This is a genomic window from Conchiformibius steedae (assembly GCF_014054725.1).
Classification (GTDB): Bacteria; Pseudomonadota; Gammaproteobacteria; order Burkholderiales; family Neisseriaceae; genus Conchiformibius; species Conchiformibius steedae.
This window is the reverse complement of the sequence record NZ_CP059563.1, coordinates 270,290-291,041: the sequence shown is the minus strand read 5'-3', so window position 1 is coordinate 291,041 and position 20,752 is coordinate 270,290. Positions and strand designations below refer to the sequence as shown.

At 50.0% G+C, this 20,752-nt stretch carries 30 protein-coding genes; 26 read left to right on the top strand and 4 right to left on the bottom strand.

Annotated features, from left to right (window positions below; genetic code table 11):
• Positions 1 to 8 precede the first annotated feature (8 nt).
• The 23 genes from rpsC to rplQ all read left to right on the top strand — a co-directional run bounded on the left by rpsC (position 9) and on the right by rplQ (position 11,346).
• Positions 9 to 701, top strand: coding sequence for a 30S ribosomal protein S3 (gene rpsC, locus H3L98_RS01820; RefSeq protein WP_027022371.1), 693 nt, complete (start codon positions 9 to 11; stop codon positions 699 to 701).
• Entirely contained in the window at positions 685 to 1,101 is a 417-nt protein-coding gene (rplP, locus tag H3L98_RS01815) for a 50S ribosomal protein L16 (protein ID WP_027022370.1), read from the top strand. Before rpsC ends, rplP begins: the two co-directional genes overlap by 17 nt.
• Complete coding sequence (gene rpmC, locus H3L98_RS01810; RefSeq protein WP_027022369.1) at positions 1,101 to 1,295, top strand: 50S ribosomal protein L29; 195 nt, start codon at positions 1,101 to 1,103, stop codon at positions 1,293 to 1,295. Before rplP ends, rpmC begins: the two co-directional genes overlap by 1 nt.
• On the top strand, positions 1,292 to 1,555 hold the full coding sequence (gene rpsQ / locus H3L98_RS01805) for a 30S ribosomal protein S17 (RefSeq protein ID WP_027022368.1): 264 nt from the start codon (positions 1,292 to 1,294) through the stop codon (positions 1,553 to 1,555). The genes rpmC and rpsQ overlap by 4 nt, the downstream gene beginning before the upstream one ends.
• 195 nt (positions 1,556 to 1,750) lie before the next feature.
• Entirely contained in the window at positions 1,751 to 2,542 is a 792-nt protein-coding gene (locus H3L98_RS01800; protein ID WP_084481904.1) for a substrate-binding periplasmic protein, read from the top strand.
• Between the two features lie 198 nt (positions 2,543 to 2,740).
• Positions 2,741 to 3,109: a 50S ribosomal protein L14 gene (gene rplN, locus H3L98_RS01795; RefSeq protein ID WP_027022366.1), complete on the top strand. Its 369-nt coding sequence runs from the start codon at positions 2,741 to 2,743 to the stop codon at positions 3,107 to 3,109.
• A gap of 15 nt (positions 3,110 to 3,124) precedes the next feature.
• Entirely contained in the window at positions 3,125 to 3,463 is a 339-nt protein-coding gene (rplX, locus tag H3L98_RS01790) for a 50S ribosomal protein L24 (protein ID WP_027022365.1), read from the top strand.
• A 2-nt stretch (positions 3,464 to 3,465) separates the two neighbouring features.
• On the top strand, positions 3,466 to 4,005 hold the full coding sequence (gene rplE, locus H3L98_RS01785) for a 50S ribosomal protein L5 (protein WP_027022364.1): 540 nt from the start codon (positions 3,466 to 3,468) through the stop codon (positions 4,003 to 4,005).
• Positions 4,006 to 4,007: 2 nt separating this feature from the next.
• Complete coding sequence (gene rpsN, locus H3L98_RS01780; RefSeq protein WP_027022363.1) at positions 4,008 to 4,313, top strand: 30S ribosomal protein S14; 306 nt, start codon at positions 4,008 to 4,010, stop codon at positions 4,311 to 4,313.
• Positions 4,314 to 4,327: 14 nt separating this feature from the next.
• Positions 4,328 to 4,720, top strand: a complete 393-nt coding sequence (rpsH, locus tag H3L98_RS01775) for a 30S ribosomal protein S8 (RefSeq protein ID WP_027022362.1) — start codon at positions 4,328 to 4,330, stop codon at positions 4,718 to 4,720.
• A 14-nt stretch (positions 4,721 to 4,734) separates the two neighbouring features.
• Positions 4,735 to 5,268 (top strand): 50S ribosomal protein L6, encoded by a 534-nt coding sequence (rplF, locus tag H3L98_RS01770; protein WP_027022361.1) that lies wholly within the window; start codon positions 4,735 to 4,737, stop codon positions 5,266 to 5,268.
• 14 nt (positions 5,269 to 5,282) lie between these two features.
• Positions 5,283 to 5,636: a 50S ribosomal protein L18 gene (gene rplR, locus H3L98_RS01765; RefSeq protein ID WP_027022360.1), complete on the top strand. Its 354-nt coding sequence runs from the start codon at positions 5,283 to 5,285 to the stop codon at positions 5,634 to 5,636.
• A gap of 19 nt (positions 5,637 to 5,655) precedes the next feature.
• The gene (rpsE, locus tag H3L98_RS01760) at positions 5,656 to 6,174 is read left to right on the top strand and encodes a 30S ribosomal protein S5 (RefSeq protein ID WP_027009601.1); all 519 of its coding nucleotides are present in this window, start codon (positions 5,656 to 5,658) and stop codon (positions 6,172 to 6,174) included.
• Positions 6,167 to 6,352, top strand: a complete 186-nt coding sequence (rpmD, locus tag H3L98_RS01755) for a 50S ribosomal protein L30 (protein ID WP_027022359.1) — start codon at positions 6,167 to 6,169, stop codon at positions 6,350 to 6,352. Before rpsE ends, rpmD begins: the two co-directional genes overlap by 8 nt.
• Before the next feature lie 2 nt (positions 6,353 to 6,354).
• A complete protein-coding gene (gene rplO, locus H3L98_RS01750) occupies positions 6,355 to 6,789 on the top strand; it encodes a 50S ribosomal protein L15 (protein ID WP_027022358.1) in 435 nt (144 codons plus the stop codon).
• An 11-nt stretch (positions 6,790 to 6,800) separates the two neighbouring features.
• The gene (gene secY, locus H3L98_RS01745) at positions 6,801 to 8,108 is read left to right on the top strand and encodes a preprotein translocase subunit SecY (RefSeq protein ID WP_027022357.1); all 1,308 of its coding nucleotides are present in this window, start codon (positions 6,801 to 6,803) and stop codon (positions 8,106 to 8,108) included.
• Between the two features lie 2 nt (positions 8,109 to 8,110).
• Positions 8,111 to 8,329: a translation initiation factor IF-1 gene (gene infA / locus H3L98_RS01740; protein ID WP_027009605.1), complete on the top strand. Its 219-nt coding sequence runs from the start codon at positions 8,111 to 8,113 to the stop codon at positions 8,327 to 8,329.
• 20 nt (positions 8,330 to 8,349) lie between these two features.
• Positions 8,350 to 8,463, top strand: a complete 114-nt coding sequence (rpmJ, locus tag H3L98_RS01735) for a 50S ribosomal protein L36 (RefSeq protein WP_084481903.1) — start codon at positions 8,350 to 8,352, stop codon at positions 8,461 to 8,463.
• A 53-nt stretch (positions 8,464 to 8,516) separates the two neighbouring features.
• A complete protein-coding gene (rpsM, locus tag H3L98_RS01730) occupies positions 8,517 to 8,879 on the top strand; it encodes a 30S ribosomal protein S13 (RefSeq protein WP_027022356.1) in 363 nt (120 codons plus the stop codon).
• 18 nt (positions 8,880 to 8,897) lie between these two features.
• Complete coding sequence (gene rpsK, locus H3L98_RS01725) at positions 8,898 to 9,293, top strand: 30S ribosomal protein S11 (RefSeq protein WP_002216249.1); 396 nt, start codon at positions 8,898 to 8,900, stop codon at positions 9,291 to 9,293.
• 13 nt (positions 9,294 to 9,306) lie between these two features.
• Positions 9,307 to 9,927 carry a 30S ribosomal protein S4 gene (gene rpsD, locus H3L98_RS01720; RefSeq protein ID WP_027022355.1) on the top strand — a complete coding sequence of 207 codons (621 nt, stop codon included), beginning with the start codon at positions 9,307 to 9,309 and terminating at the stop codon, positions 9,925 to 9,927.
• A gap of 25 nt (positions 9,928 to 9,952) precedes the next feature.
• Positions 9,953 to 10,936, top strand: coding sequence for a DNA-directed RNA polymerase subunit alpha (locus tag H3L98_RS01715; protein ID WP_027022354.1), 984 nt, complete (start codon positions 9,953 to 9,955; stop codon positions 10,934 to 10,936).
• Positions 10,937 to 10,962: 26 nt separating this feature from the next.
• Entirely contained in the window at positions 10,963 to 11,346 is a 384-nt protein-coding gene (gene rplQ, locus H3L98_RS01710) for a 50S ribosomal protein L17 (protein ID WP_027022353.1), read from the top strand.
• A gap of 90 nt (positions 11,347 to 11,436) precedes the next feature.
• Here rplQ and rpmE read toward each other — a convergent pair whose 3' ends face one another.
• Both rpmE and H3L98_RS01700 read right to left on the bottom strand, forming a co-directional pair.
• Positions 11,437 to 11,661, bottom strand: a complete 225-nt coding sequence (gene rpmE, locus H3L98_RS01705) for a 50S ribosomal protein L31 (RefSeq protein ID WP_027022352.1) — start codon at positions 11,659 to 11,661, stop codon at positions 11,437 to 11,439.
• A gap of 90 nt (positions 11,662 to 11,751) precedes the next feature.
• On the bottom strand, positions 11,752 to 12,171 hold the full coding sequence (locus tag H3L98_RS01700) for a DUF4124 domain-containing protein (RefSeq protein WP_051532117.1): 420 nt from the start codon (positions 12,169 to 12,171) through the stop codon (positions 11,752 to 11,754).
• Between the two features lie 150 nt (positions 12,172 to 12,321).
• Between H3L98_RS01700 and guaB the strand changes: the two genes are divergently transcribed.
• The 3 genes from guaB to ftsY all read left to right on the top strand — a co-directional run bounded on the left by guaB (position 12,322) and on the right by ftsY (position 17,072).
• On the top strand, positions 12,322 to 13,785 hold the full coding sequence (guaB, locus tag H3L98_RS01695) for an IMP dehydrogenase (protein WP_027022350.1): 1,464 nt from the start codon (positions 12,322 to 12,324) through the stop codon (positions 13,783 to 13,785).
• 72 nt (positions 13,786 to 13,857) lie between these two features.
• Positions 13,858 to 14,808: an ABC transporter ATP-binding protein gene (locus tag H3L98_RS01690; RefSeq protein ID WP_027022349.1), complete on the top strand. Its 951-nt coding sequence runs from the start codon at positions 13,858 to 13,860 to the stop codon at positions 14,806 to 14,808.
• A 764-nt stretch (positions 14,809 to 15,572) separates the two neighbouring features.
• On the top strand, positions 15,573 to 17,072 hold the full coding sequence (gene ftsY / locus H3L98_RS01685) for a signal recognition particle-docking protein FtsY (RefSeq protein WP_420838888.1): 1,500 nt from the start codon (positions 15,573 to 15,575) through the stop codon (positions 17,070 to 17,072).
• Positions 17,073 to 17,109: 37 nt separating this feature from the next.
• On the opposite strand, the gene dnaJ is transcribed toward ftsY, so the two are convergent.
• Entirely contained in the window at positions 17,110 to 18,255 is a 1,146-nt protein-coding gene (gene dnaJ, locus H3L98_RS01680) for a molecular chaperone DnaJ (protein ID WP_027022347.1), read from the bottom strand.
• Positions 18,256 to 18,911: 656 nt separating this feature from the next.
• Positions 18,912 to 20,735, bottom strand: a complete 1,824-nt coding sequence (gene uvrC, locus H3L98_RS01675) for an excinuclease ABC subunit UvrC (protein WP_027022345.1) — start codon at positions 20,733 to 20,735, stop codon at positions 18,912 to 18,914.
• Positions 20,736 to 20,752 lie beyond the last annotated feature (17 nt).

Sequence of the window (20,752 nt, the reverse complement as noted above, 5' to 3'; positions counted from 1 at the left end):
GAACAACAATGGGACAAAAAATTCATCCGGTTGGCTTCCGCTTGGCTGTAAATAAAGACTGGTCTTCTAAATGGTTTGCCAAAAGCACTGACTTTGCCGATGTTCTGAAACAAGACATTGACGTGCGTGAATATTTGAGCAAACGTTTGGCAAATGCTTCTGTAGGTCGTGTGGTTATTGAGCGTCCTGCCAAATCTGCCCGCATTACCATTCATTCTGCACGTCCGGGTGTGGTTATTGGTAAAAAAGGCGAAGACATTGAAATTCTGAAGCGTGATTTGGAAAAGCTGATGGGTGTTTCCGTTCACGTGAATATTGAAGAAATCCGCAAGCCTGAATTGGACGCGCAAATTATTGCTGATGGCATTGCTCAGCAATTGGAAAAACGCGTACAGTTCCGTCGTGCCATGAAACGTGCCATGCAAAATGCCATGCGTGCGGGTGCTAAAGGCATCAAAATCATGACTTCTGGTCGTTTGAATGGTGCGGACATCGCGCGTAGCGAGTGGTACCGCGAGGGTCGTGTGCCTTTGCACACTCTGCGTGCCGATGTGGATTATGCAACCAGCGAAGCCCACACCACTTATGGTGTGATTGGTTTGAAAGTTTGGGTGTATAAAGGCGAAGCGGGTCAGGTTCAAGCGAAACCTGAGCAGGAAAACCGTCGTAGAAAGGGTGGTCGTCATGCTGCAACCAACTAGAATGAAATACCGCAAACAGCACAAAGGCCGTAACACCGGTATCGCTACCCGTGGCAACACTGTTGCTTTTGGCGATTTTGGTCTGAAAGCTGTGGGTCGCGGTCGTTTGACTGCGCGTCAAATTGAAGCGGCACGTCGTGCCATGACCCGTCATATTAAACGTGGCGGCCGTATTTGGATTCGTGTATTCCCCGACAAACCGATTACTGAGAAACCCATTCAAGTGCGTATGGGTGGCGGTAAAGGTTCGGTAGAATACTATGTTGCCGAAATCCAACCCGGCAAAGTATTGTACGAAATGGACGGTGTCGCCGAGTCTCTGGCGCGTGAGGCATTTGCATTGGCAGCAGCCAAGCTGCCCATCGCAACCACATTTGTAATAAGACAGGTGGGTAAATAATGAAAGCCAAAGAATTGAAAGAAAAATCAGTCGAGCAGCTGAACCAAGACCTGCTGGCTCAACTGAAACAGCAATTCAGCCTGCGTATGCAGCATGCTACCGGCCAGTTGGGTAACAGCAGCGAACTGAAAAAAGTACGCCGCAACATTGCCCGCATCAAAACAGTTATTACTGAAAAAGGCAGCAAGCAATGAGTACTGAAAAAACTGTCCGCACCCTGCAAGGCAAAGTGGTAAGCGACAAAATGGACAAAACGGTAACCGTACTGGTAGAGCGCAAGGTAAAACACCCCTTGTATGGCAAAATCGTGCGCCGTTCCACCAAAATCCATGCCCACGACGAGCAAAACCAATATGGTATCGGCGATGTGGTGGTGATTCAGGAATCCCGTCCTTTGTCAAAAACCAAATCTTGGGTAGTAAAAGAGCTGGTTGAAAAAGCACGTACCGTATAATTAGTGGTAGGCTTTAACTGAAACAGAAGTGAAGAATTGTGTTATACGCAAAACTTCACTTCTTTTGCTTTATGACTGTGGTAGATTGTGCCACTAAAATAATTTCATTCAGTCAAAATGGCGCTTTAATTTTTTAATTCAAAAGTTTGTATATAAAGCACTAAAACGGAAAGATTTAAATTGAAAGGGGACAAAATGAACAAATGGTTTTGCATGCTTATGTGTGTGGTAATGTTGCTTGCTTGTATGCAGGAAGATGGTAGTCAGGGAAGTAAAAAAATAAATGAAAATAAGCAAATTGCATCGTTGAAAACCTATAAAGTGACTGCCTATCCTTATATGCCGTTTGTGATTCGTGATGGTAAGGGTGAAGTGGGTGGTTTTGAAATCGAAATTTTGCAGGCAATCGCCAAAAATCAAAATATTCGATTTGAATTTGTGCCAATGCTAACCAATTGGGAAATGCTATTTAAAAGTATTGAAAATCAACAAAATGATTTACTTTCGGCTGCGATGTATCCTAATCCTGAGCGTGCTGCTCGTTTTGAAATTAGCGAGCCGTATATGGATACCCGTTTTATGCTTTTAGCGGGTAAGGGGGTAATGGTAAATGGTTTGGCGGATTTGCGTGGGAAACGTTTGGCGGTCTTTGTGAATTCAATGGCAGAGCGAGAGATTTTGAGTTTGCCTTATGCCAAAGAAATCAGTTTAGTGCCTATTAAAAGTGTTTATGAGGGGGTAAAAGCTGTGTTGGCGGGTGAGGCGGATGTGGTCTATGGTGATGGGGTGGTATTGAAATATTATGCCAATCAGTTTCAGGCGCAAGGGGTGAGATTAAGTGTTGATGCACATGCAGAAAAACATCAATTTGTCTTTTTAATCAGCAAGGGTAACCGTGAGTTGTTGGCAACTGTGAATGCGGGTTTGGCGGCGATTCAGGCAGATGGTACATTGGATGGAATCAAACATAAATGGCTGGAAAAATAAAAATTGCGTTTGGATAAATTTTGTTGTAGAATTTCATTCTTCATTTTGACCTCGGCTTCATACGGGGTGTCTTCCCTTCGGGGCCAAGACTGGTTTACTCGAACCGTAAGGTTTCAGGCATGAGCCCTAGCAAATATGCTGGGAATTTGGCTGAAAATGGTAAATTAAGTTGGATTTTTTGTTTAAGGTTATACAGACATGATTCAAATGCAGACCATCTTGGATGTGGCTGACAACTCTGGTGCGCGTCGTGTGATGTGCATCAAAGTGTTGGGCGGGTCCAAGCGTCGCTACGCGAATGTGGGCGACATTATTAAGGTGGCGGTAAAAGACGCTGCGCCGCGCGGTCGTGTGAAAAAAGGCGATGTGTACAATGCCGTGGTGGTGCGTACTGCCAAGGGCATCCGTCGTCCGGACGGTGCGCTGATTAAGTTTGACAACAATGCTGCCGTATTGTTGAACAACAAACTTGAGCCGATGGGTACCCGTATTTTCGGCCCGGTAACCCGCGAACTGCGTGGCGAACGCTTTATGAAAATTGTTTCGCTGGCACCTGAAGTGTTGTAAGAAAGGCAAAGACTAATGAATAAAATCATTAAAGGCGACCGCGTGGTCGTGATTGCCGGTAAAGACAAAGGCAAACAGGGCGAAGTATTGCGTGTTTTGGGCGAAAAAGTGGTAGTAGAGGGTGTAAATGTTGCCAAACGCCATCAAAAACCCAATCAAATGCGCGGTATTGAAGGCGGTATTGTTTTGAAAAACATGCCTTTGGCCATTTCTAATGTGGCTTTGGTAAATCCTGCTACCGGTAAAGCCGACCGTGTCGGCATCAAACTGGTGGAAGGCGAAGGCAAAGTCAAACGTGTCCGCGTGTTCAAATCCAACGGCGCGGAAGTGCCCACCCCCCAGCGAGGTAAATAAACATGGCGCGTTTAAGTGAGCATTATAAAAACGTGGTAGTGCCTGAATTGATGAAACAATTCGGTTACAAATCCATTATGGAAGTACCCCGTATTGAAAAAATCACCCTGAATATGGGTGTGGGTGAAGCCGTTGCCGATAAAAAAGTAATGGAGCACGCTGTTGCCGATTTGCAAAAAATTGCCGGTCAAAAACCGGTAGTAACTGTGGCGCGTAAATCCATTGCGGGCTTTAAAATCCGCGACAACTACCCCGTAGGCTGCAAAGTAACCCTGCGCCGCGAGCGCATGTTTGAGTTTCTCGACCGTTTGGTAACCATCGCGCTGCCCCGTGTGCGCGACTTCCGTGGTGTAAGCGGCAAATCATTTGACGGACGCGGTAACTACAATATGGGTGTGCGCGAGCAAATTATTTTCCCTGAAATTGAGTACGATAAAATCGATGCTTTGCGCGGTTTGAATATTACTATTACCACCACCGCCAAAACCGATGAAGAAGCCAAGGCTTTGCTGTCTCTGTTCAAGTTTCCCTTTAAAGGTTAATCATGGCTAAAAAAGCACTTATTAATCGTGAAGCAAAGCGTGTTGCTTTGGCGAAAAAATACGCTGCCAAACGTGCTGCGATTTTTGCCGTCATCAATGACGCGAATGCAACTGACGAAGCGCGTTTCGAAGCCCGCCTGAAATTGCAGTCTATTCCCCGTAATGCCATGCCTGTGCGCCAGCGCCGCCGTTGTGCATTGACTGGTCGTCCGCGCGGCGTGTTCCGCAAATTCGGTTTGGGCCGCATCAAAATCCGTGAAATCGCTATGCGCGGCGGTATTCCGGGTGTTATCAAAGCCTCTTGGTAATGGGAGTATAAAAAATGAGTATGCATGATCCTATTTCCGATATGCTGACCCGTATCCGCAACGCACAACGTTCCAGCAAAGCGGCTGTGGCTATGCCTTCTTCAAAACTGAAATGTGCAATTGCCAAAGTTTTGAAAGAAGAAGGTTATATCGAAGATTTTTCCGTTTCCGCCGATGCTAAACCGGTGTTGTCGGTTGAGTTGAAATACTATGCCGGCCGTCCGGTAATCGAGCAAATCAAGCGTGTATCGCGTCCCGGTTTGCGCGTTTACAAGGGCGCGGACGAAATCCCCACTGTGATGAACGGTTTGGGTATTGCCGTTGTCAGCACGTCTAAAGGTGTGATGACTGACCGTAAAGCGCGCGCAGCCGGTATCGGCGGCGAGCTGCTGTGCATTGTTGCCTAAAGGAGCGTTTTCAGATGTCTCGCGTAGCGAAAAATCCAGTAACTGTTCCTGCTGGCGTAGAAGTAAACTTCGGAACAGATGCCTTGACCGTAAAAGGTAAAAACGGTGCTTTGTCGCTGCCTTTGACCGGTGCGGTAAAAGTTGAACTCGACAACGGCGTATTGACTTTTGCCGCTGCCGATGAGAGCAAACATGCCCGTGCCATGTCCGGCACCGTGCGTGCGCTGGTTGCCAATATGGTAAAAGGCGTATCGGAAGGCTTTGAGAAAAAGCTGCAATTAATCGGCGTGGGCTACCGTGCCCAAGCTCAAGGCAGCAAATTGAATCTTTCTTTGGGCTTTTCCCACCCCGTTGAGTATGAAATGCCTGCGGGTGTGAGCGTTCAAACCCCGTCCCAAACCGAGATTGTATTGAGCGGTGCGGACAAACAGGTTGTCGGTCAGGCAGCCGCCGAAATCCGTGCGTTCCGTCCGCCTGAGCCTTACAAAGGCAAAGGTGTCCGCTACGTCGGTGAGGTGGTGGTCATGAAAGAAGCTAAGAAGAAATAATTGAGGCTGTAATCATGAATAAAAAAGTTGCAAGACTGCGCCGTGCACGCAAAACCCGTGCGCGCATTGCAGGTTTGAATATGGTTCGTTTGTGCGTGTTCCGCAGCAACAGCCATATTTATGCCCAAGTTATCAGTGCCGAAGGCGATAAAGTATTGGCTTCTGCCTCTACTGTAGAAGCTGAAGTGCGCGGCAGCCTGAAATCAGGCGGTAATGTGGAAGCCGCTGCTTTGGTAGGCAAACGCATTGCTGAAAAAGCCAAAGCTGCCGGTATCGAGAAAGTTGCTTTTGACCGTTCTGGTTTTCAATACCACGGCCGCGTAAAAGCATTGGCCGAAGCCGCCCGTGAAAACGGCTTGAGCTTCTAATCAGATTGTGGAGACCAAAATGGCAAAACATGAAACAGAAGAACGCGGCGACGGCCTGATTGAAAAAATGGTTGCCGTAAACCGCGTAACCAAAGTGGTTAAAGGCGGTCGCATTATGGCGTTTTCCGCTTTGACCGTAGTGGGTGATGGTGATGGTCGTATCGGTATGGGCAAGGGTAAATCCCGCGAAGTGCCTGTTGCCGTACAAAAAGCCATGGATCAAGCCCGCCGTTCGATGATTAAAGTACCTTTGAAAAACGGTACGATTCATCACGAAGTGATTGGTAAACACGGTGCAACCCGCGTATTTATGCAGCCTGCCAAAGAAGGTAGTGGTGTAAAAGCAGGTGGTCCGATGCGTTTGGTATTTGATGCTTTGGGCGTACACAATATTTCTGCCAAAGTACACGGTTCAACCAACCCTTACAACATCGTGCGTGCTACTTTGGACGGTTTGTCTAAGTTGTACACGCCTGCCGAAATCGCTGCCAAACGCGGTTTGACGGTTGAAGAAATTTTCGGAGCAAACCATGAGTGAGCAAAAGAAAATCAAAGTAACACTGGTACGCAGCTTGATTGGTACGATTGAGTCGCACCGTGCTTGTGCCCGTGGCTTGGGCTTGCGCCGCCGCCAGCACACCGTTGAGGTGTTGGATACCCCGCAAAACCGCGGTATGATTAACAAAATCAGCTACCTGCTGAAAGTGGAGGCTTAGTCATGTTTTTGAATACGATTCAGCCTGCCGAAGGTGCGAAACACGCCCCCCGCCGCGTTGGTCGCGGTATCGGCAGCGGCTTGGGTAAAACTGGTGGTCGCGGTCATAAAGGTCAAAAAAGCCGTGCAGGCGGTTTCCACAAAGTGGGTTTTGAAGGCGGTCAAATGCCTTTGCAACGCCGTTTGCCCAAACGCGGTTTTAAATCTTTGACTGCTGCTTTCAATGCCGAAGTGCGTTTGTCTGCTTTGAATGCGGTTGCCGTGAATGAAATTGACGTATTGGTGCTGAAGCAGGCCGGTTTGGTAGCCGCAGATGCCCAAAACGTGAAAATTATTGCTTCTGGCGAACTGACCAAAGCCGTTACACTTAAAGGCATTAAAGCGACCAAAGGCGCGAAAGCCGCCATTGAAGCTGCCGGCGGCAAGGTAGAAGAATAAGGCGTCCGATAGTGGCTAAGCAACCTTCTTCATCGGCAGCCGGTCTGTTGAGTAATCCAGATTTGCGCAAACGTCTGATGTTTTTGCTTGGGGCGCTGATTGTGTTCCGCATCGGTGCACACGTTCCCGTGCCCGGTGTGGACGCTGCCAGTTTGGCGGAAAAACTGTCAAACGGCAGCGGTCAAGGCATTTTCGGTATGCTGAATATGTTTTCAGGCGGTTCGCTTGAACGCTTCAGCGTATTTGCCATTGGCATTATGCCGTATATTTCCGCCTCGATTGTGATGCAGTTGGCGGCAGAAATTGTGCCTTCGCTTAAGGCATTGAAGAAGGAAGGCGATGCCGGGCGTAAAACCATCACCAAATACACCCGTATGGGTACGGTGCTGCTGGCAACGCTGCAGAGTTTCGGTGTCGCCAATTTTGTGTACAGCCAAAATGTGGTGGTAATCGGTCAATTTGAATTTTTCCTGTCCACCATTACCTGTTTGGTAGGTGGAACCATGTTTTTGATGTGGTTGGGCGAACAAATTACCGAGCGCGGCATCGGCAACGGTATTTCACTGCTGATTACAGCGGGGATTGTGGCGGGTATTCCGTCAGGTATTATCCAGCTGTGGCAATTGACTTCCGAAGGTGCAATCAGCGCGATTACTGCCGTGGGCGTGGTAACGGGTGCATTGTTGCTGACTTACGGCGTGGTATTTTTTGAAAGCGCACTGCGTAAAGTACCCGTGCATTATGCCAAACGCCAAGTGATGTCGGGACAAGGCAACCACATGCCGTTCAAGCTGAATATGGCAGGCGTGATTCCGCCGATTTTTGCGTCCAGTATCATCATGTTCCCCGGAATGTTTGCCGGCTGGTTCGGCAGCAGCGACCCGACAGGTTGGTTAAACCGCGTGGCAGGATTTTTGCAACACGGTCAGCCCGCATACATTATTTTGTTTGCAGCCAGCATCATCTTTTTCTGCTATTTTTATACCGCATTGGCGTTCAGTCCCAAAGAAATGGCGGAAAACCTGAAAAAAAGCGGTGCGTTTGTGCCCAGCATCCGCCCAGGCGAGCAAACCTCGCGTTATTTGGAAAAAGTGGTTCTGCGACTGACATTCTACGGTGCGCTGTATATTACCGTGGTGTGTCTGATTCCCGAGTTTTTAACCACAGGTTTGGGCATTCCGTTTTATTTGGGCGGCACGTCGCTGCTGATTTTGGTGGTGGTAACCATGGATTTCAACAACCAATTGGCATCCTACCGCATGAGCCAGCAATATGACGACCTGATTCGGCGCCCCGATGTAAAATCATTGCGTAAATAATTATGGCTAAAGAAGATACCATACAAATGCAGGGCGAGATTCTGGAAACTCTGCCCAATGCAACATTTAAAGTCCAGTTGGAAAACGGACATGTCGTGCTGGGACATATTTCTGGCAAAATGCGGATGCACTATATCCGTATTTCCCCCGGCGACAAGGTTACCGTGGAGCTGACCCCTTATGATTTGTCACGGGCACGCATTGTGTTCCGTGCCCGCTAATCCCGTAGAAGGAAAATGTTATGCGAGTACAACCCTCCGTAAAACCCATTTGCCGCAACTGCAAAGTTATCCGCCGTAACCGTACAGTCCGCGTCATTTGTACCGACCCGCGCCACAAACAACGTCAAGGCTGATATTGCTCTGATTTTGTGATATAGTGCGCACTTTTTGCCCTTAAGGAAAAAATATGGCCCGTATTGCAGGGGTAAATATCCCCAACAATGCCCATATCGTTATTGGCTTGCAAGCCATTTACGGTATCGGCTCGACCCGTGCGAAAAATATTTGTGAAGCTGCAGGCGTTGTCGGCAGCACCAAAGTCAAAGATTTGGACGAGTCACAATTAGAAGCTTTGCGCGAACAAGTTGCCAAATATGAAGTGGAAGGCGATTTGCGTCGTGAAGTAACGATGAACATCAAACGCTTGATTGATATGGGCTGCTATCGCGGCTTCCGCCACCGTCGCGGATTGCCTTGCCGTGGTCAGCGCACCCGTACCAATGCCCGTACCCGTAAAGGTCCGCGCAAAGCGATTGCCGGTAAAAAATAATTTTTGAAGGATTAATTGATGGCTAAAGCAAACACAGCCTCACGTGTACGCAAAAAAGTACGCAAAACCGTGAGTGAAGGTATTGTGCATGTTCATGCTTCGTTTAACAATACCATCATTACCATTACCGACCGTCAAGGCAATGCGTTGTCTTGGGCTACCTCTGGCGGCGCCGGTTTTAAAGGTTCGCGTAAAAGTACACCGTTTGCTGCACAGGTTGCGGCAGAAGCAGCTGGTAAAGTTGCCCAAGAATATGGCGTGAAAAACCTCGAAGTACGCATTAAAGGTCCGGGTCCGGGTCGTGAGTCTTCCGTGCGCGCGCTCAATGCGCTGGGTTTCAAAATCACCAGCATTACCGACGTTACCCCGCTGCCGCACAACGGCTGCCGTCCGCCGAAAAAACGTCGTATTTAAGGAGTGATTGAGAATGGCACGTTATATTGGACCGAAATGTAAACTGTCCCGCCGTGAAGGTACTGATTTATATCTGAAAAGCGCACGCCGCTCTTTGGATTCCAAGTGCAAAATGGCATCTGCGCCCGGTCAGCATGGCGCGAAAAAACCGCGTTTGTCAGATTATGGTCTGCAATTGCGCGAAAAACAAAAAATCCGCCGTATTTACGGCGTGTTGGAACGTCAGTTCCGCCGTTATTTTGCCGAAGCCGACCGCCGTAAAGGCTCAACCGGCGAATTGCTGCTGCAATTGCTGGAGTCGCGCTTGGACAATGTGGTTTACCGCATGGGCTTTGCCTCTACCCGCGCCGAAGCACGCCAATTGGTGTCGCACAAAGCGATTGTTGTAAACGGTCAGGTAGTGAATATCCCTTCTTTCCAAGTGAAAGCGGGTGATGTGGTAGCCGTGCGCGAAAAAGCGAAAAAACAAGTCCGTATCCAAGAAGCCTTGGGCTTGGCCGGTCAAATCGGCTTTCCGGGCTGGGTAAGCGTGGATGCGGCGAAAATGGAAGGCGTATTCAAAAATATGCCCGACCGCGCTGAGTTGTACAGCGATATTAATGAACAGCTGGTGGTAGAGTTCTACTCTAAATAATGCCGGCGAAGTGAGGGACAGTTAAATGCAAAACAGCACTTCCGAATTTTTGAAACCCCGTCAGATTGACGTGGATACTTTGTCCGCTACCCGTGCCAAAGTGTCCATGCAGCCTTTTGAGCGCGGTTTCGGTCATACTTTAGGTAATGCTTTGCGTCGTATCTTACTGTCATCTATGAACGGCTTTGCCCCGACCGAAGTGAACATTGACGGCGTTTTGCACGAATATTCCACTTTGGAAGGCGTTCAGGAGGATGTGGTTGACATCCTTCTGAACATCAAGGGCGTGGTTTTCCGCTTGCACGGGCGCACTGATGTTACCGTGAGCCTGAACAAATCGGGCGCGGGCGTGGTGCGTGCAGGCGACATCGAGCTGCCGCACGATGTGGAAATCATCAATCCCGACCACGTTATCTGCCATTTGGCGGATAAAGGCAGCATTGCCATGGAAATCAAGGTGGAACAAGGACGTGGTTATCAGCCCGTTTCCGGTCGCCGCCAAGGTAAGGATCACACCAAAATCGGTGCTATTCAATTGGATGCGAGCTTTTCGCCCATCAGCCGTGTGAGCTTTGATGTAGAAGCAGCGCGTGTGGAACAGCGTACCGACTTGGACAGCCTGATTCTCGACATTGAAACCAATGGTGCGATTGACCCCGAAGAAGCCGTCCGCACGGCAGCACGGATTTTGATTGACCAAATGTCGATTTTTGCCGATTTGCAAGGCACACCAGTTGAGGTGGAAGAAGAAAAAGCACCGCCGATTGACCCTGTGCTGCTGCGTCCCGTTGATGATTTGGAACTGACGGTGCGTTCGGCAAACTGCCTGAAAGCCGAAGACATTTATTACATCGGCGATTTGATTCAGCGTACCGAAACCGAGTTGTTGAAAACCCCGAATTTGGGTCGCAAGTCTTTGAACGAAATCAAAGAAGTGTTGGCATCAAAAGGTTTGACACTGGGTTCGAAGCTGGAAGCATGGCCGCCCGCTGGTTTGGAAAAGCCGTAAGCGTTTGAAGATTAAAGGATAATGACATGCGTCATCGTAATGGTAACCGTAAACTGAACCGCACCAGCAGCCACCGTGCTGCCATGTTGCGTAATATGGCAAATTCTTTGCTCACTCATGAAACCATTGTTACTACTTTGCCTAAAGCCAAAGAGTTGCGTCGTGTGGTTGAGCCCTTGATTACCTTGGGTAAAAAACCGTCTTTGGCCAACCGCCGTTTGGCGTTTGACCGCACCCGCGACCGTGATGTGGTGGTAAAGCTGTTTGACGATTTGGGTGGACGTTTTGCCAACCGCAACGGCGGCTATGTGCGTATTTTGAAATACGGCTTCCGCAAAGGCGACAATGCGCCTTTGGCATTGGTGGAGCTGGTAGAGAAAAACGCACCTGCTGCTGAAGCTGCCGAATAATTAAGGCATAGAAAAATCGGAATTTGTAAAAATTCCGATTTTTTGTTGTAAAAAAACCGCTTGAAAATCTTTTTCAAGCGGTTTAGTAAATTATGATGTGGCGCGTTTGAACATATTGCCGTATTTTTGGTTGAATTTGTCCACACGACCTGCAGTATCTACGATTTTTTGCTTACCAGTGTAGAACGGGTGGCATTCGGAGCAAACCTCGATGGTAAAGTCGGTTTTTGCCATTACTGAAGAAGTGGTAAATTTGTTACCGCAAGAGCAGCTTACATTAACGGCGTGGTAGTCGGGGTGAGTGTCTTTTTTCATTGTGGGAGTCCTTAAACGGGCGCAGGGGTTGTGCCTGCGCTTCAAGTAAAACGGTATATTATCCCGATTTTTTTGCCAAGTGGCAAGCGTTTAGTTGCAGAAGCGGGAAATTTCCTCATCGTATTTTTGAATCAGCTGGTCGCGGTTGCGGGCGTTTTCTGCCAGACGGCGGCTGCTGCGGGCGTTGTTACATTGTTCCACTTTTTGATTGTGTTCCAAGGCTTTGGCATTGGATTCTTCAATTTGGCGGTTACGCATGGCGATTTCTTGGCTTAATTGTGCCTGACGGTCTGCCAGCGATTCGGGAACGGCGGGACGTGCGCTGCTTTGGGGTACAACGGTTTGGGTGCGCACGTTCATCACATTGGATTTGCCCAATTTCAAACCGCGAGGGGTGTCGGAATATTTGGTTACGCCGTTGCCTTCTTTCCAGTTGAACACGGGAGCAGCGGCGGTGGCAGTGGCAGACAATCCTGCCAGTAAAGCAATCAGTACGGATTTTTTCATCATAAATTCCTTATTGTTGATTGTTGGATTAAATCTTTTTATTCTAACCCATCATGCGGGCTTTGTCATGATGTATGCCCGTGTAGGCGCAAAAGCGGGCATTTTATGCTACAATACCGTGCATTTTCCAAACAGACTTTAGGTAAATGCATCATGAGAGTTGTTGAAAAAGCCTATACGTTTGACGACGTATTGCTGGTTCCCGCCCATTCTAAAATCCTTCCCCGCGATGTTTCTCTGCAAACGCCGCTCACTCGTTCCATTACCTTAAACCTGCCTTTGCTTTCGGCTGCGATGGACACCGTTACCGAAGCGCGTCTGGCGATTTCTATGGCACAAGAAGGTGGTATTGGCATTATCCATAAAAACATGACCCCCGAACAGCAGGCAACCGCTGTGCGTAAGGTAAAACGCCACGAAAGCGGGATTGTAAAAGACCCCGTTACCGTGTCGCCCGATAAAAAAATCGGCGATTTGCTGGCAGAACGCGCCCAGCGCAAACGCAAAATGTCGGGTTTGCCCGTGGTGGAAAACGGTAAAGTGATTGGTATTGTAACCAACCGCGATTTGCGTTTTGAAAACCGCCACGATTTGCCCGTATCGGCGATTATGACCCCGCGTGAGCGTTTGGTGAGCGTGCCTGAAGGCACGTCTATTGAGGAAGCGCGTGAGCTGATGCACAAACACAAAGTGGAACGGGTGCTGGTGCTGAACGCGCAGGACGAATTGCGCGGTTTGATTACGGTAAAAGACATTATCAAAAATACTGAGTTCCCCAATGCCAATAAAGATGGCGAAGGTCGTTTGCGCGTGGGCGCGGCGGTGGGTACGGGTGCGGATACCGAAGAGCGTGTTCGCGCCCTTGTTGCTGCGGGCGTGGATGTGATTGTGGTGGATACGGCGCACGGACACAGCCAAGGTGTGATTGACCGTGTGCGCTGGATTAAAGAGCATTTCCCCGAAGTGCAGGTCATCGGTGGCAATATTGCTACGGCTGCTGCGGCGCGTGATTTGGCTGCTGCGGGCGCGGATGCGGTTAAAGTGGGTATTGGTCCGGGGTCAATTTGTACCACGCGCATTGTGGCGGGTGTGGGCGTACCGCAATTAACGGCGGTGCATAATGTGTCGGAAGCTTTGAAAGGCACGGGCGTGTCGGTGATTGCCGATGGCGGTATCCGTTTTTCGGGCGATGTTGCCAAGGCATTGGCGGCGGGGGCGCATTGTGTGATGTTGGGCGGAATGTTTGCGGGTACGGACGAAGCCCCCGGCGAAATCGAGCTGTATCAAGGACGTTCTTATAAGTCTTATCGCGGCATGGGTTCACTGGGTGCGATGAGCCAAGGTTCAAACGACCGTTATTTCCAAGACAAGCAGGAAAGCGCGGATAAATATGTGCCTGAAGGCATTGAAGGACGTGTGCCTTATAAAGGTCCGATTGTGAAGATTATCCATCAATTAACGGGTGGTTTGCGTTCCAGCATGGGCTATTTGGGCTGTGCCAGCATTGCGGAAATGCACGAAAAAGCCGAATTTGTGGAAATCACGGCTGCGGGCATGAGCGAATCGCACGTTCACGATGTGCAGATTACCAAAGAAGCCCCGAATTATCACCGTTAAGAAACGGTTTTGAGGTTTAACCGCTTGCGCTTTGGCGTGCAAGCGGTTTTTTTGAACAAAGGGATGGGAATCATGCTTGAATTACGGCAAATCTGTAAACGTTTTGGCAGCAGAATAGTGGCGGAAAATATCTCGTTTACGGCGGCTGCGGGGGAAATTACGGCGGTATTGGGCGCAAGCGGCAGCGGTAAATCCACTTTGCTGAATATGGTGGCGGGTTTGGTGTTGCCCGACAGCGGCGAAGTGTGTTTAAACGGTGCGGTATTAAACGGCATCGCGCCCGAAAACAGGCGTGTGGCGATGATGTTTCAGGATTTTGCCCTGCTGCCGCATTTGGATGTGCGCGACAATGCAGCTTTGCCGCTGCGTTTGCGCGGTATGGGCAAACACGAAGCGCGACGACGTGCCGAAGCGGTGTTGGCAGAAGTGGGTTTGGTGGATTTGGCGCGGCGGCAGGTGCAATCGCTGTCGGGTGGGGAACAGCAGCGCACCGCTTTGGCACGGGCTTTGTTGGCAGAACCTGCGGTATTGCTGTTGGACGAGCCTTTTTCGGCATTAGACAGTGCTTTGCGCCAACGCATCCGCAGCCAAACCGCGCAATTGGTGCGCCGTTATGATTTACCTGCGCTGCTGGTAACGCACGACCCTGAAGAAGCGTGTTTGTTGGCAGGCAAAATTGCGGTATTGGACGGTGGGCGTTTGTTGCAATGCGGTACACCCGAGCAGTTGCTGGCGCGTCCGCAATCGGCGCAGGTGGCGCGTTTGCTGGGTTGTGCCAATGTCAATGAGCGGTTTTATATTCCGCAGCAGGCGATGGCGTTGCATGAAGATGGCGAAGTGTGCGAATTGTTGTCGTGTTACCGCGATGCAGACGGCTGGCGCGTGCGTGTGAAGCATCCGCATTGGGGCGAATTGGCGTGTTTGCACACGGGCGAAACGGCGCCTGCCGATGGCTGCCGTGTGCGTGTGCAGGCAGAACGGGCAGTTTGGTTTGCAGCGGCAGAATGCCAACATTTACCGTGATTTGCCGACAAAACCGTTTTCGGATTGCATGTGTTAGGCTACAATAGCCTGCTATTGTTCCCCACTTGACAGATTTAATAAAGAAAACCGCCATGTCCAGTTTTTTTAAACGTCTTTTCGGTTTCGGCAAAAGCACCGAACAGGCTGAAAAAGCCGTGCCGCCCGAATCCCAGCCCGCCCAAACCGCTGCTTCCGAACCGCAAGAGCCGGTAACGGTGGATTCGTTTGAGGTGGATGTGGGCGCAAAGCCCGCCGAAGCTGTGCCTGAAACGGCAGAAGAAACCCGTTCGGACAGCCAAACCGCCGCCGAAACCACCGATACTGCTGCCGTTTTATCCGACAGCCCAACCGATTCCGCCACCGCCCGTCTGCCTGATAACGGCAACACCGCCAATGAAGCAGCAACACCGACAACACCGTCTGCAGAGCCTGTCGGTGCACCTGCAGCAGCAGATACCCCAAGCACTGGCGAAATTGAGGTGGATGGGGGGGACGATGTGCGGGCAGAACACCCGCCCGAATCTGCCAATGATGCCGAAATTGTCAATGTTGATTTGGATTTGCAGGAAGAAAGCGCAGCAATACCGTCTGCCGATACCGAGCCTGTTGTGGAAGAAACGCTGGTTGAAGTGCCTGTGCCGACCAACGAAACTCCAAGCGAAGCAGAAGACGCACCGTTTGCACAGGCTGTGGATGTGGTAGATGAAGAGCTTACAGCAGCGCGTACGGAAGCAGCGGTAGATGAATTTGAAATCGGCGTGGATATGCTGGAAGAAACCCCCGCTGCCGCGCCTGCCGAAGCCTCGGAAGAAATGTTGGATGCCGATGCCATCAAAGCCGCCGTACAAGCCATGCAGCAGGAATCGGGCGAAACCATTTTTGAGTTTACCGAAGACGGCGATGCGGAACAAACAGCATCAGAGCAAACAAACGGCGAGGCAGCGTTTTCTATTGACGTAGTGGATTTGTATGCCGACGATGAGCAGCAGATGCAAGAACAGATTCCGCCGCTGTTACAAGCCGATACCGAAACCGTAGATGCGGGCGAAATTGAAGCCGAAATGCTGGCGATGGAAGAAGCAGCAAACGGTCCGCCGATTGAACCACCGCTGCCCGAAACCAAACAATCATCGCTTCAAGAAAAAACCAATGAACCAGCGGAAAGCACGCCTGTAGCGGAAGTTGAAGCCGCATCAGCGGAAGAGTCAAGCGCCGAAAGTGCAGAGCCGAAAGACTGTTCCGTTAGCCAAGAAGAAACCGTAACAGCAGAAGAAACCGCATCTGCCGAAACCAATGAAGCAGAAACCGCAACTACCGTTACCGAAGAAGAGACACCGCAAAAAACAGGGGGTTGGGCAGCGCGTTTGAAAGAAGGCTTAAGCAAATCGCGCAACCACATGGCAAAATCCTTGGCATCGGTGTTTGGCGGCGGACAAATTGACGAAGATTTGTATGAAGAATTGGAAACCGTGCTGCTGACCAGCGACATGGGCATTGAAGCCACCGAAAAACTGATGGACGAAGTGCGCCGCCGTGTGTCTTTAAGCGGATTAAAAGACGGCAACGAATTGCGTCAAACCTTAAAAGAAGCCGTGCGCGATTTGCTTTCGCCTTTGGAACAACCCCTTGCCATTCCCGAAGGGCAAGGACCGTTTGTGATTATGATGGCGGGCATTAACGGCGCGGGCAAAACCACGTCCATCGGCAAGCTGGCGAAATATTTTCAGGCACAAGGCAAATCGGTGCTGTTGGCGGCAGGCGATACCTTCCGCGCTGCTGCGCGTGAACAGTTGCAGGAGTGGGGACGGCGCAACGGCGTTACCGTGATTTCGCAAGAGTCCGCAGATTCCGCCGCCGTGTGTTTTGATGCCTTGGAAGCTGCCAAAGCGCGTAAAATTGATATTGTGCTGGCAGACACCGCAGGACGTTTGCCCACCCAATTGCATTTGATGGAAGAAATCAAAAAAGTCAAACGGGTATTGCAAAAAGCCATTCCCGATGCCCCGCATGAAGTGATGGTGGTATTGGATGCCAATATCGGACAAAACGCCGTGAATCAGGTGGCTGCGTTTGATGAAGCCTTGGGCGTAACGGGTTTGGTGGTCACCAAATTGGACGGGACGGCAAAAGGCGGCGTGTTGGCGGCATTGGCAGAACGCGGCATTCCTGTGCGCTTTATCGGTGTGGGCGAAAAAATTGACGATTTGCGCCCCTTTGATACCGAGGCTTTTGTAGAAGCTCTGTTTGAAGACGAACAGGCATAAACAAAAAACGGCAGAATTTTCTGCCGTTTTTTAGTTTTTAATCAAACATTTCTTTTAAGCGGTCTAAAAAGCTGCGCTGGCGCGGCGTTTGACTGCGGTCCAATCCCGTAGAAATCTGGTCAAATTCAGCCAACAGTTCTTTTTGACGGTCTGTCAAATTAACAGGCGTTTCCACAATCACATGGCAATACAAATCACCGATTTGGCTGCTGCGCAAGTGTTTTACCCCTTTGCCTTTTACCCGCAGTTGCTTGCCGTTTTGCGTGCCTGCGGGAATATTCATTTTTACGCGCCCGTTTAAGGTAGGCACTTCCACTTCGCCACCCAGAGCAGCGGTAGGAAAGCTGATGGGCAGTTCGCAATGCAAATCGGTGGGATTATTGGGGTCGCGCTGGAACACTTTGTGTTCTTTTACGCCCACATGAATATACAAATCCCCCGATGGCGCACCGTTGCTACCGGGTTCGCCTTCGCCGCTTAAACGGATGCGTTGTCCGTCATCAATACCTGCGGGAATATTGACTTCTACCGTTTTGGTGGCTTTCACACGCCCGTCGCCACGGCATTTGTGGCAGGGGTCTTTGATTTCTTTGCCCGAACCGTGGCAGGTGGGACAGGTCTGCTGAATCTGAAAAATGGCTTGGCGTACATGTACCGTACCCGAACCGTGACAGGTGCGGCAGGTGCTGGCGCTGGTACCGGGTTTCGCGCCCGAGCCGTGGCAGACATCGCATTCTTCGTAAGTGGGAATGGTGATTTGTTTTTTCAGACCCTGTGCGGCTTCTTCCAGCGAAATATCAATTTGATACTGCAAATCCGCACCCTGATGGCTTTGCTGACGACCGCCGCCGCCTGCACCAAACATCTGGCTGAAAATATCGCCAAAATCAAATCCGCTTGCACCGCCACCAAAGCCACCGAATCCACCAAAGCCGTCGCCGCCGCCCATATTGTTCGGGTCCACGCCCGCATGACCGAAACGGTCGTAAGCCGCTTTTTTCTGCGGGTTAGACAAAATATCGTATGCCTTTTGAATTTCTTTAAATTTTTCTTCGGCATCTTTATTGTCGGGATTGCGGTCGGGGTGATATTTCATCGCCAGCTTGCGATAGGCTTTTTTGATGTCGTCTTCGCTGGCGCTGCGGGCTATGCCCAGCGTTTCATAAAAATCTTGGTTGCTCATAGTCTGTGCCGTAATAAGAAAAAACAGTTTGGCGCAAATATGGGGGGATTGCGGTTAAACTCAATAGTGCGGGGCGAGAAATTTGGACGGTGGAAAACCCATCGCCATAAGACAAGGCGGCAAGCCAAGTTATTTGTTCTGCTTGGGTACAGCTTGCCATAAATGTATGCCTAATGTATTGTAAAAGTGTTTATCCACATAATCCATTATATAAAAGAAATGTTTTGGATTATTAAAATTAACATATATGCTGATATTATTCGGTGGCGATGAAAATATTTCCCCACTTTTACAGTTAAAATCAGGTAAGTTTTTACTGCAATAAAAACTAATGGCACTAAAATTTTTTAATTTTTTTTTCATAATCAAGACGTGGGATATAAGCATATTTATATGATAATCTGTCTTCTAAACATATTAAACCATCAATATTATTTTTTTCGCAAAGTTGATATGAATCACCCCTGAGTTTAATCAGTTCTTCTTTGGAAGTGATGGTATTAAGTAGGCTAGGTGTGGTGCGTATCCCATTTTGAATGTTAATTTTCCCCCAGATACCATCGGGTATGGTTTGTTTACCTAACGTCTTTCATGATGGTTTTTCCTGTTGGCTGGGTGTGGTTTATGGGCGAATCAGCCATATTTTGCTCTTGCATTCAATGGCTGTGCAATGCAGCATAAATTTTCTCTGCCAAGGCGCGGCTGATGCCTTCGGTTTGGGCGATTTCTTCTACGCCTGCCGCGCTTACCCCGCGCAGGCTGCCAAAACGGGTAAGCAGGGCTTTTTTGCGTTTGGCACCGATGCCCGCAATGTCGTCCAAGGACGATGCCAAACGGGCTTTGTCGCGCTTTTGGCGGTGTCCGGTAATGGCAAAACGGTGGGCTTCGTCGCGCACGGTTTGCAGCAGGTGTAGGGCAGGACGGTTGTCGGGCAGGCGGAAGCGTTGGTTTTGAAAGGGTAAAATCAGTTCTTCCAAACCTGCTTTGCGTTCTACGCCTTTGGCAATGCCAATAAGGGGCAGGTTTAAACCCAATTCTTCCCATACGTCTAAAGCGACGTTAATTTGTCCTGTGCCGCCGTCAATCAATACGGCATCGGGAAACACGGCGTTTTCGCCGTTGGCGTGCGCTTGCAAAAGTTTGCTGTAACGGCGGGTAAGGGCTTCGCGCATGGCGGTGTAGTCGTCACCGCAATCGGTGCTGCGGATGGTGTAACGGCGGTATTGGTCGGGGCGCATGGCAAAACGGTCGTACACCACACAGGCAGCAACAGTGGCTTCGCCTTGGGTGTGGCTGATGTCAAAGCATTCCAAACGCTGCAAACCGTCTATGCCTGTTAAATCCGCCAAATCTGCCACGCGCTGCGTTTGCAAATGCTGTTGCGACTGTCTTTGTCCAAGGGCGATGCGGGCATTGTGTTCGGCGCGTTCCAGCCATTTGCGCCGTTCGCCGCGTTCGGGACGGACGAAATGCAAACGTTTGCCGCCGTCTTGTTTGAGGGCGTTTAACAGGCTGTCGGGCAGATTAAAATTGCCAATTAGGGTATCGGGGCGGTCTTTGCCGAGATAATGTTGCGCGACAAAGGCTTCGGCGTAATCTTGCGGATTGGGCGCGGGGTCGTGGCGGGTGTCGGGAAAAATCTGCCGTTCGCCGATGTGTCGTCCGCCGCGTATGCCCGCCCAATGCAGACACACTGCGCCATCTGCCACTGCCACCGCCACAATATCGGCATTTTCGGCGCGGCGGCTGTCGATAAACTGACGGCTTTGTAACAGTCCCAATGCCTGAATTTGGTCGCGGTAACGCGCCGCCGTTTCAAAATCCAAGGCATCGGCAGCGTGTTGCATGGCTTGGTGCAGGTTTTGCGTGAGTTCAGCGGTGCGCCCATCTAAAAAATCTGCTGCCGCGTTTACCTGTTGCGCGTATTCTGCGGGAGAAATATTGCCCACGCAGGGCGCATGGCAACGCTGAATTTGTCCGAGCAGGCAAGGACGGCTGCGATGTGAGAACACGCTGTCTTCACAAGTACGCAAACGAAATACTTTTTGCAAAATATCCATGCTTTCGCGCACCGCTTGGCTGTTCGGGTAAGGTCCGAAACAACGGTCGCCTTGGCTGGGCGTGCCGCGATGATAGGCAAGCTGCGGAAAAGCGTGTCCGCTTAATTTGACATAAGGATAAGATTTGTCGTCCCGAAACAGAATATTGTATTTGGGCGATAAGGATTTAATCAGATTATTTTCTAAAATCAGGGCTTCCGCTTCGCTGCGGGTAACGCTGATTTCCACCTGCGCCACTTGCTTGAGCATCAAGGCAATGCGTGGGGAATGGTCGTTTTTGTGAAAATAACCCGATACACGCCGTTTTAGGTTTACCGCCTTGCCAACATACAGCACCGCGCCATCTGCCGCCAACATACGGTATACACCCGGTAGCACGGGCAGGGTAGATAAAAAATGGGATAGGTCAAAATCAGACATGAGCAGATTATAATCAG

What these genes read in the sequence shown, in the direction of transcription:
- rpsC (WP_027022371.1), top strand. Translation starts at nt 9, where the DNA reads ATGGGACAAAAAATTCATCCGGTTGGCTTCCGCTTGGCTGTAAATAAA.
- rplP (WP_027022370.1), top strand. Translation starts at nt 685, where the DNA reads ATGCTGCAACCAACTAGAATGAAATACCGCAAACAGCACAAAGGCCGT.
- rpmC (WP_027022369.1), top strand. Translation starts at nt 1,101, where the DNA reads ATGAAAGCCAAAGAATTGAAAGAAAAATCAGTCGAGCAGCTGAACCAA.
- rpsQ (WP_027022368.1), top strand. Translation starts at nt 1,292, where the DNA reads ATGAGTACTGAAAAAACTGTCCGCACCCTGCAAGGCAAAGTGGTAAGC.
- H3L98_RS01800 (WP_084481904.1), top strand. Translation starts at nt 1,751, where the DNA reads ATGAACAAATGGTTTTGCATGCTTATGTGTGTGGTAATGTTGCTTGCT.
- rplN (WP_027022366.1), top strand. Translation starts at nt 2,741, where the DNA reads ATGATTCAAATGCAGACCATCTTGGATGTGGCTGACAACTCTGGTGCG.
- rplX (WP_027022365.1), top strand. Translation starts at nt 3,125, where the DNA reads ATGAATAAAATCATTAAAGGCGACCGCGTGGTCGTGATTGCCGGTAAA.
- rplE (WP_027022364.1), top strand. Translation starts at nt 3,466, where the DNA reads ATGGCGCGTTTAAGTGAGCATTATAAAAACGTGGTAGTGCCTGAATTG.
- rpsN (WP_027022363.1), top strand. Translation starts at nt 4,008, where the DNA reads ATGGCTAAAAAAGCACTTATTAATCGTGAAGCAAAGCGTGTTGCTTTG.
- rpsH (WP_027022362.1), top strand. Translation starts at nt 4,328, where the DNA reads ATGAGTATGCATGATCCTATTTCCGATATGCTGACCCGTATCCGCAAC.
- rplF (WP_027022361.1), top strand. Translation starts at nt 4,735, where the DNA reads ATGTCTCGCGTAGCGAAAAATCCAGTAACTGTTCCTGCTGGCGTAGAA.
- rplR (WP_027022360.1), top strand. Translation starts at nt 5,283, where the DNA reads ATGAATAAAAAAGTTGCAAGACTGCGCCGTGCACGCAAAACCCGTGCG.
- rpsE (WP_027009601.1), top strand. Translation starts at nt 5,656, where the DNA reads ATGGCAAAACATGAAACAGAAGAACGCGGCGACGGCCTGATTGAAAAA.
- rpmD (WP_027022359.1), top strand. Translation starts at nt 6,167, where the DNA reads ATGAGTGAGCAAAAGAAAATCAAAGTAACACTGGTACGCAGCTTGATT.
- rplO (WP_027022358.1), top strand. Translation starts at nt 6,355, where the DNA reads ATGTTTTTGAATACGATTCAGCCTGCCGAAGGTGCGAAACACGCCCCC.
- infA (WP_027009605.1), top strand. Translation starts at nt 8,111, where the DNA reads ATGGCTAAAGAAGATACCATACAAATGCAGGGCGAGATTCTGGAAACT.
- rpmJ (WP_084481903.1), top strand. Translation starts at nt 8,350, where the DNA reads ATGCGAGTACAACCCTCCGTAAAACCCATTTGCCGCAACTGCAAAGTT.
- rpsM (WP_027022356.1), top strand. Translation starts at nt 8,517, where the DNA reads ATGGCCCGTATTGCAGGGGTAAATATCCCCAACAATGCCCATATCGTT.
- rpsK (WP_002216249.1), top strand. Translation starts at nt 8,898, where the DNA reads ATGGCTAAAGCAAACACAGCCTCACGTGTACGCAAAAAAGTACGCAAA.
- rpsD (WP_027022355.1), top strand. Translation starts at nt 9,307, where the DNA reads ATGGCACGTTATATTGGACCGAAATGTAAACTGTCCCGCCGTGAAGGT.
- H3L98_RS01715 (WP_027022354.1), top strand. Translation starts at nt 9,953, where the DNA reads ATGCAAAACAGCACTTCCGAATTTTTGAAACCCCGTCAGATTGACGTG.
- rplQ (WP_027022353.1), top strand. Translation starts at nt 10,963, where the DNA reads ATGCGTCATCGTAATGGTAACCGTAAACTGAACCGCACCAGCAGCCAC.
- rpmE (WP_027022352.1), bottom strand. Translation starts at nt 11,661, where the DNA reads ATGAAAAAAGACACTCACCCCGACTACCACGCCGTTAATGTAAGCTGC.
- H3L98_RS01700 (WP_051532117.1), bottom strand. Translation starts at nt 12,171, where the DNA reads ATGATGAAAAAATCCGTACTGATTGCTTTACTGGCAGGATTGTCTGCC.
- guaB (WP_027022350.1), top strand. Translation starts at nt 12,322, where the DNA reads ATGAGAGTTGTTGAAAAAGCCTATACGTTTGACGACGTATTGCTGGTT.
- H3L98_RS01690 (WP_027022349.1), top strand. Translation starts at nt 13,858, where the DNA reads ATGCTTGAATTACGGCAAATCTGTAAACGTTTTGGCAGCAGAATAGTG.
- ftsY (WP_420838888.1), top strand. Translation starts at nt 15,573, where the DNA reads ATGCTGGAAGAAACCCCCGCTGCCGCGCCTGCCGAAGCCTCGGAAGAA.
- dnaJ (WP_027022347.1), bottom strand. Translation starts at nt 18,255, where the DNA reads ATGAGCAACCAAGATTTTTATGAAACGCTGGGCATAGCCCGCAGCGCC.
- uvrC (WP_027022345.1), bottom strand. Translation starts at nt 20,735, where the DNA reads ATGTCTGATTTTGACCTATCCCATTTTTTATCTACCCTGCCCGTGCTA.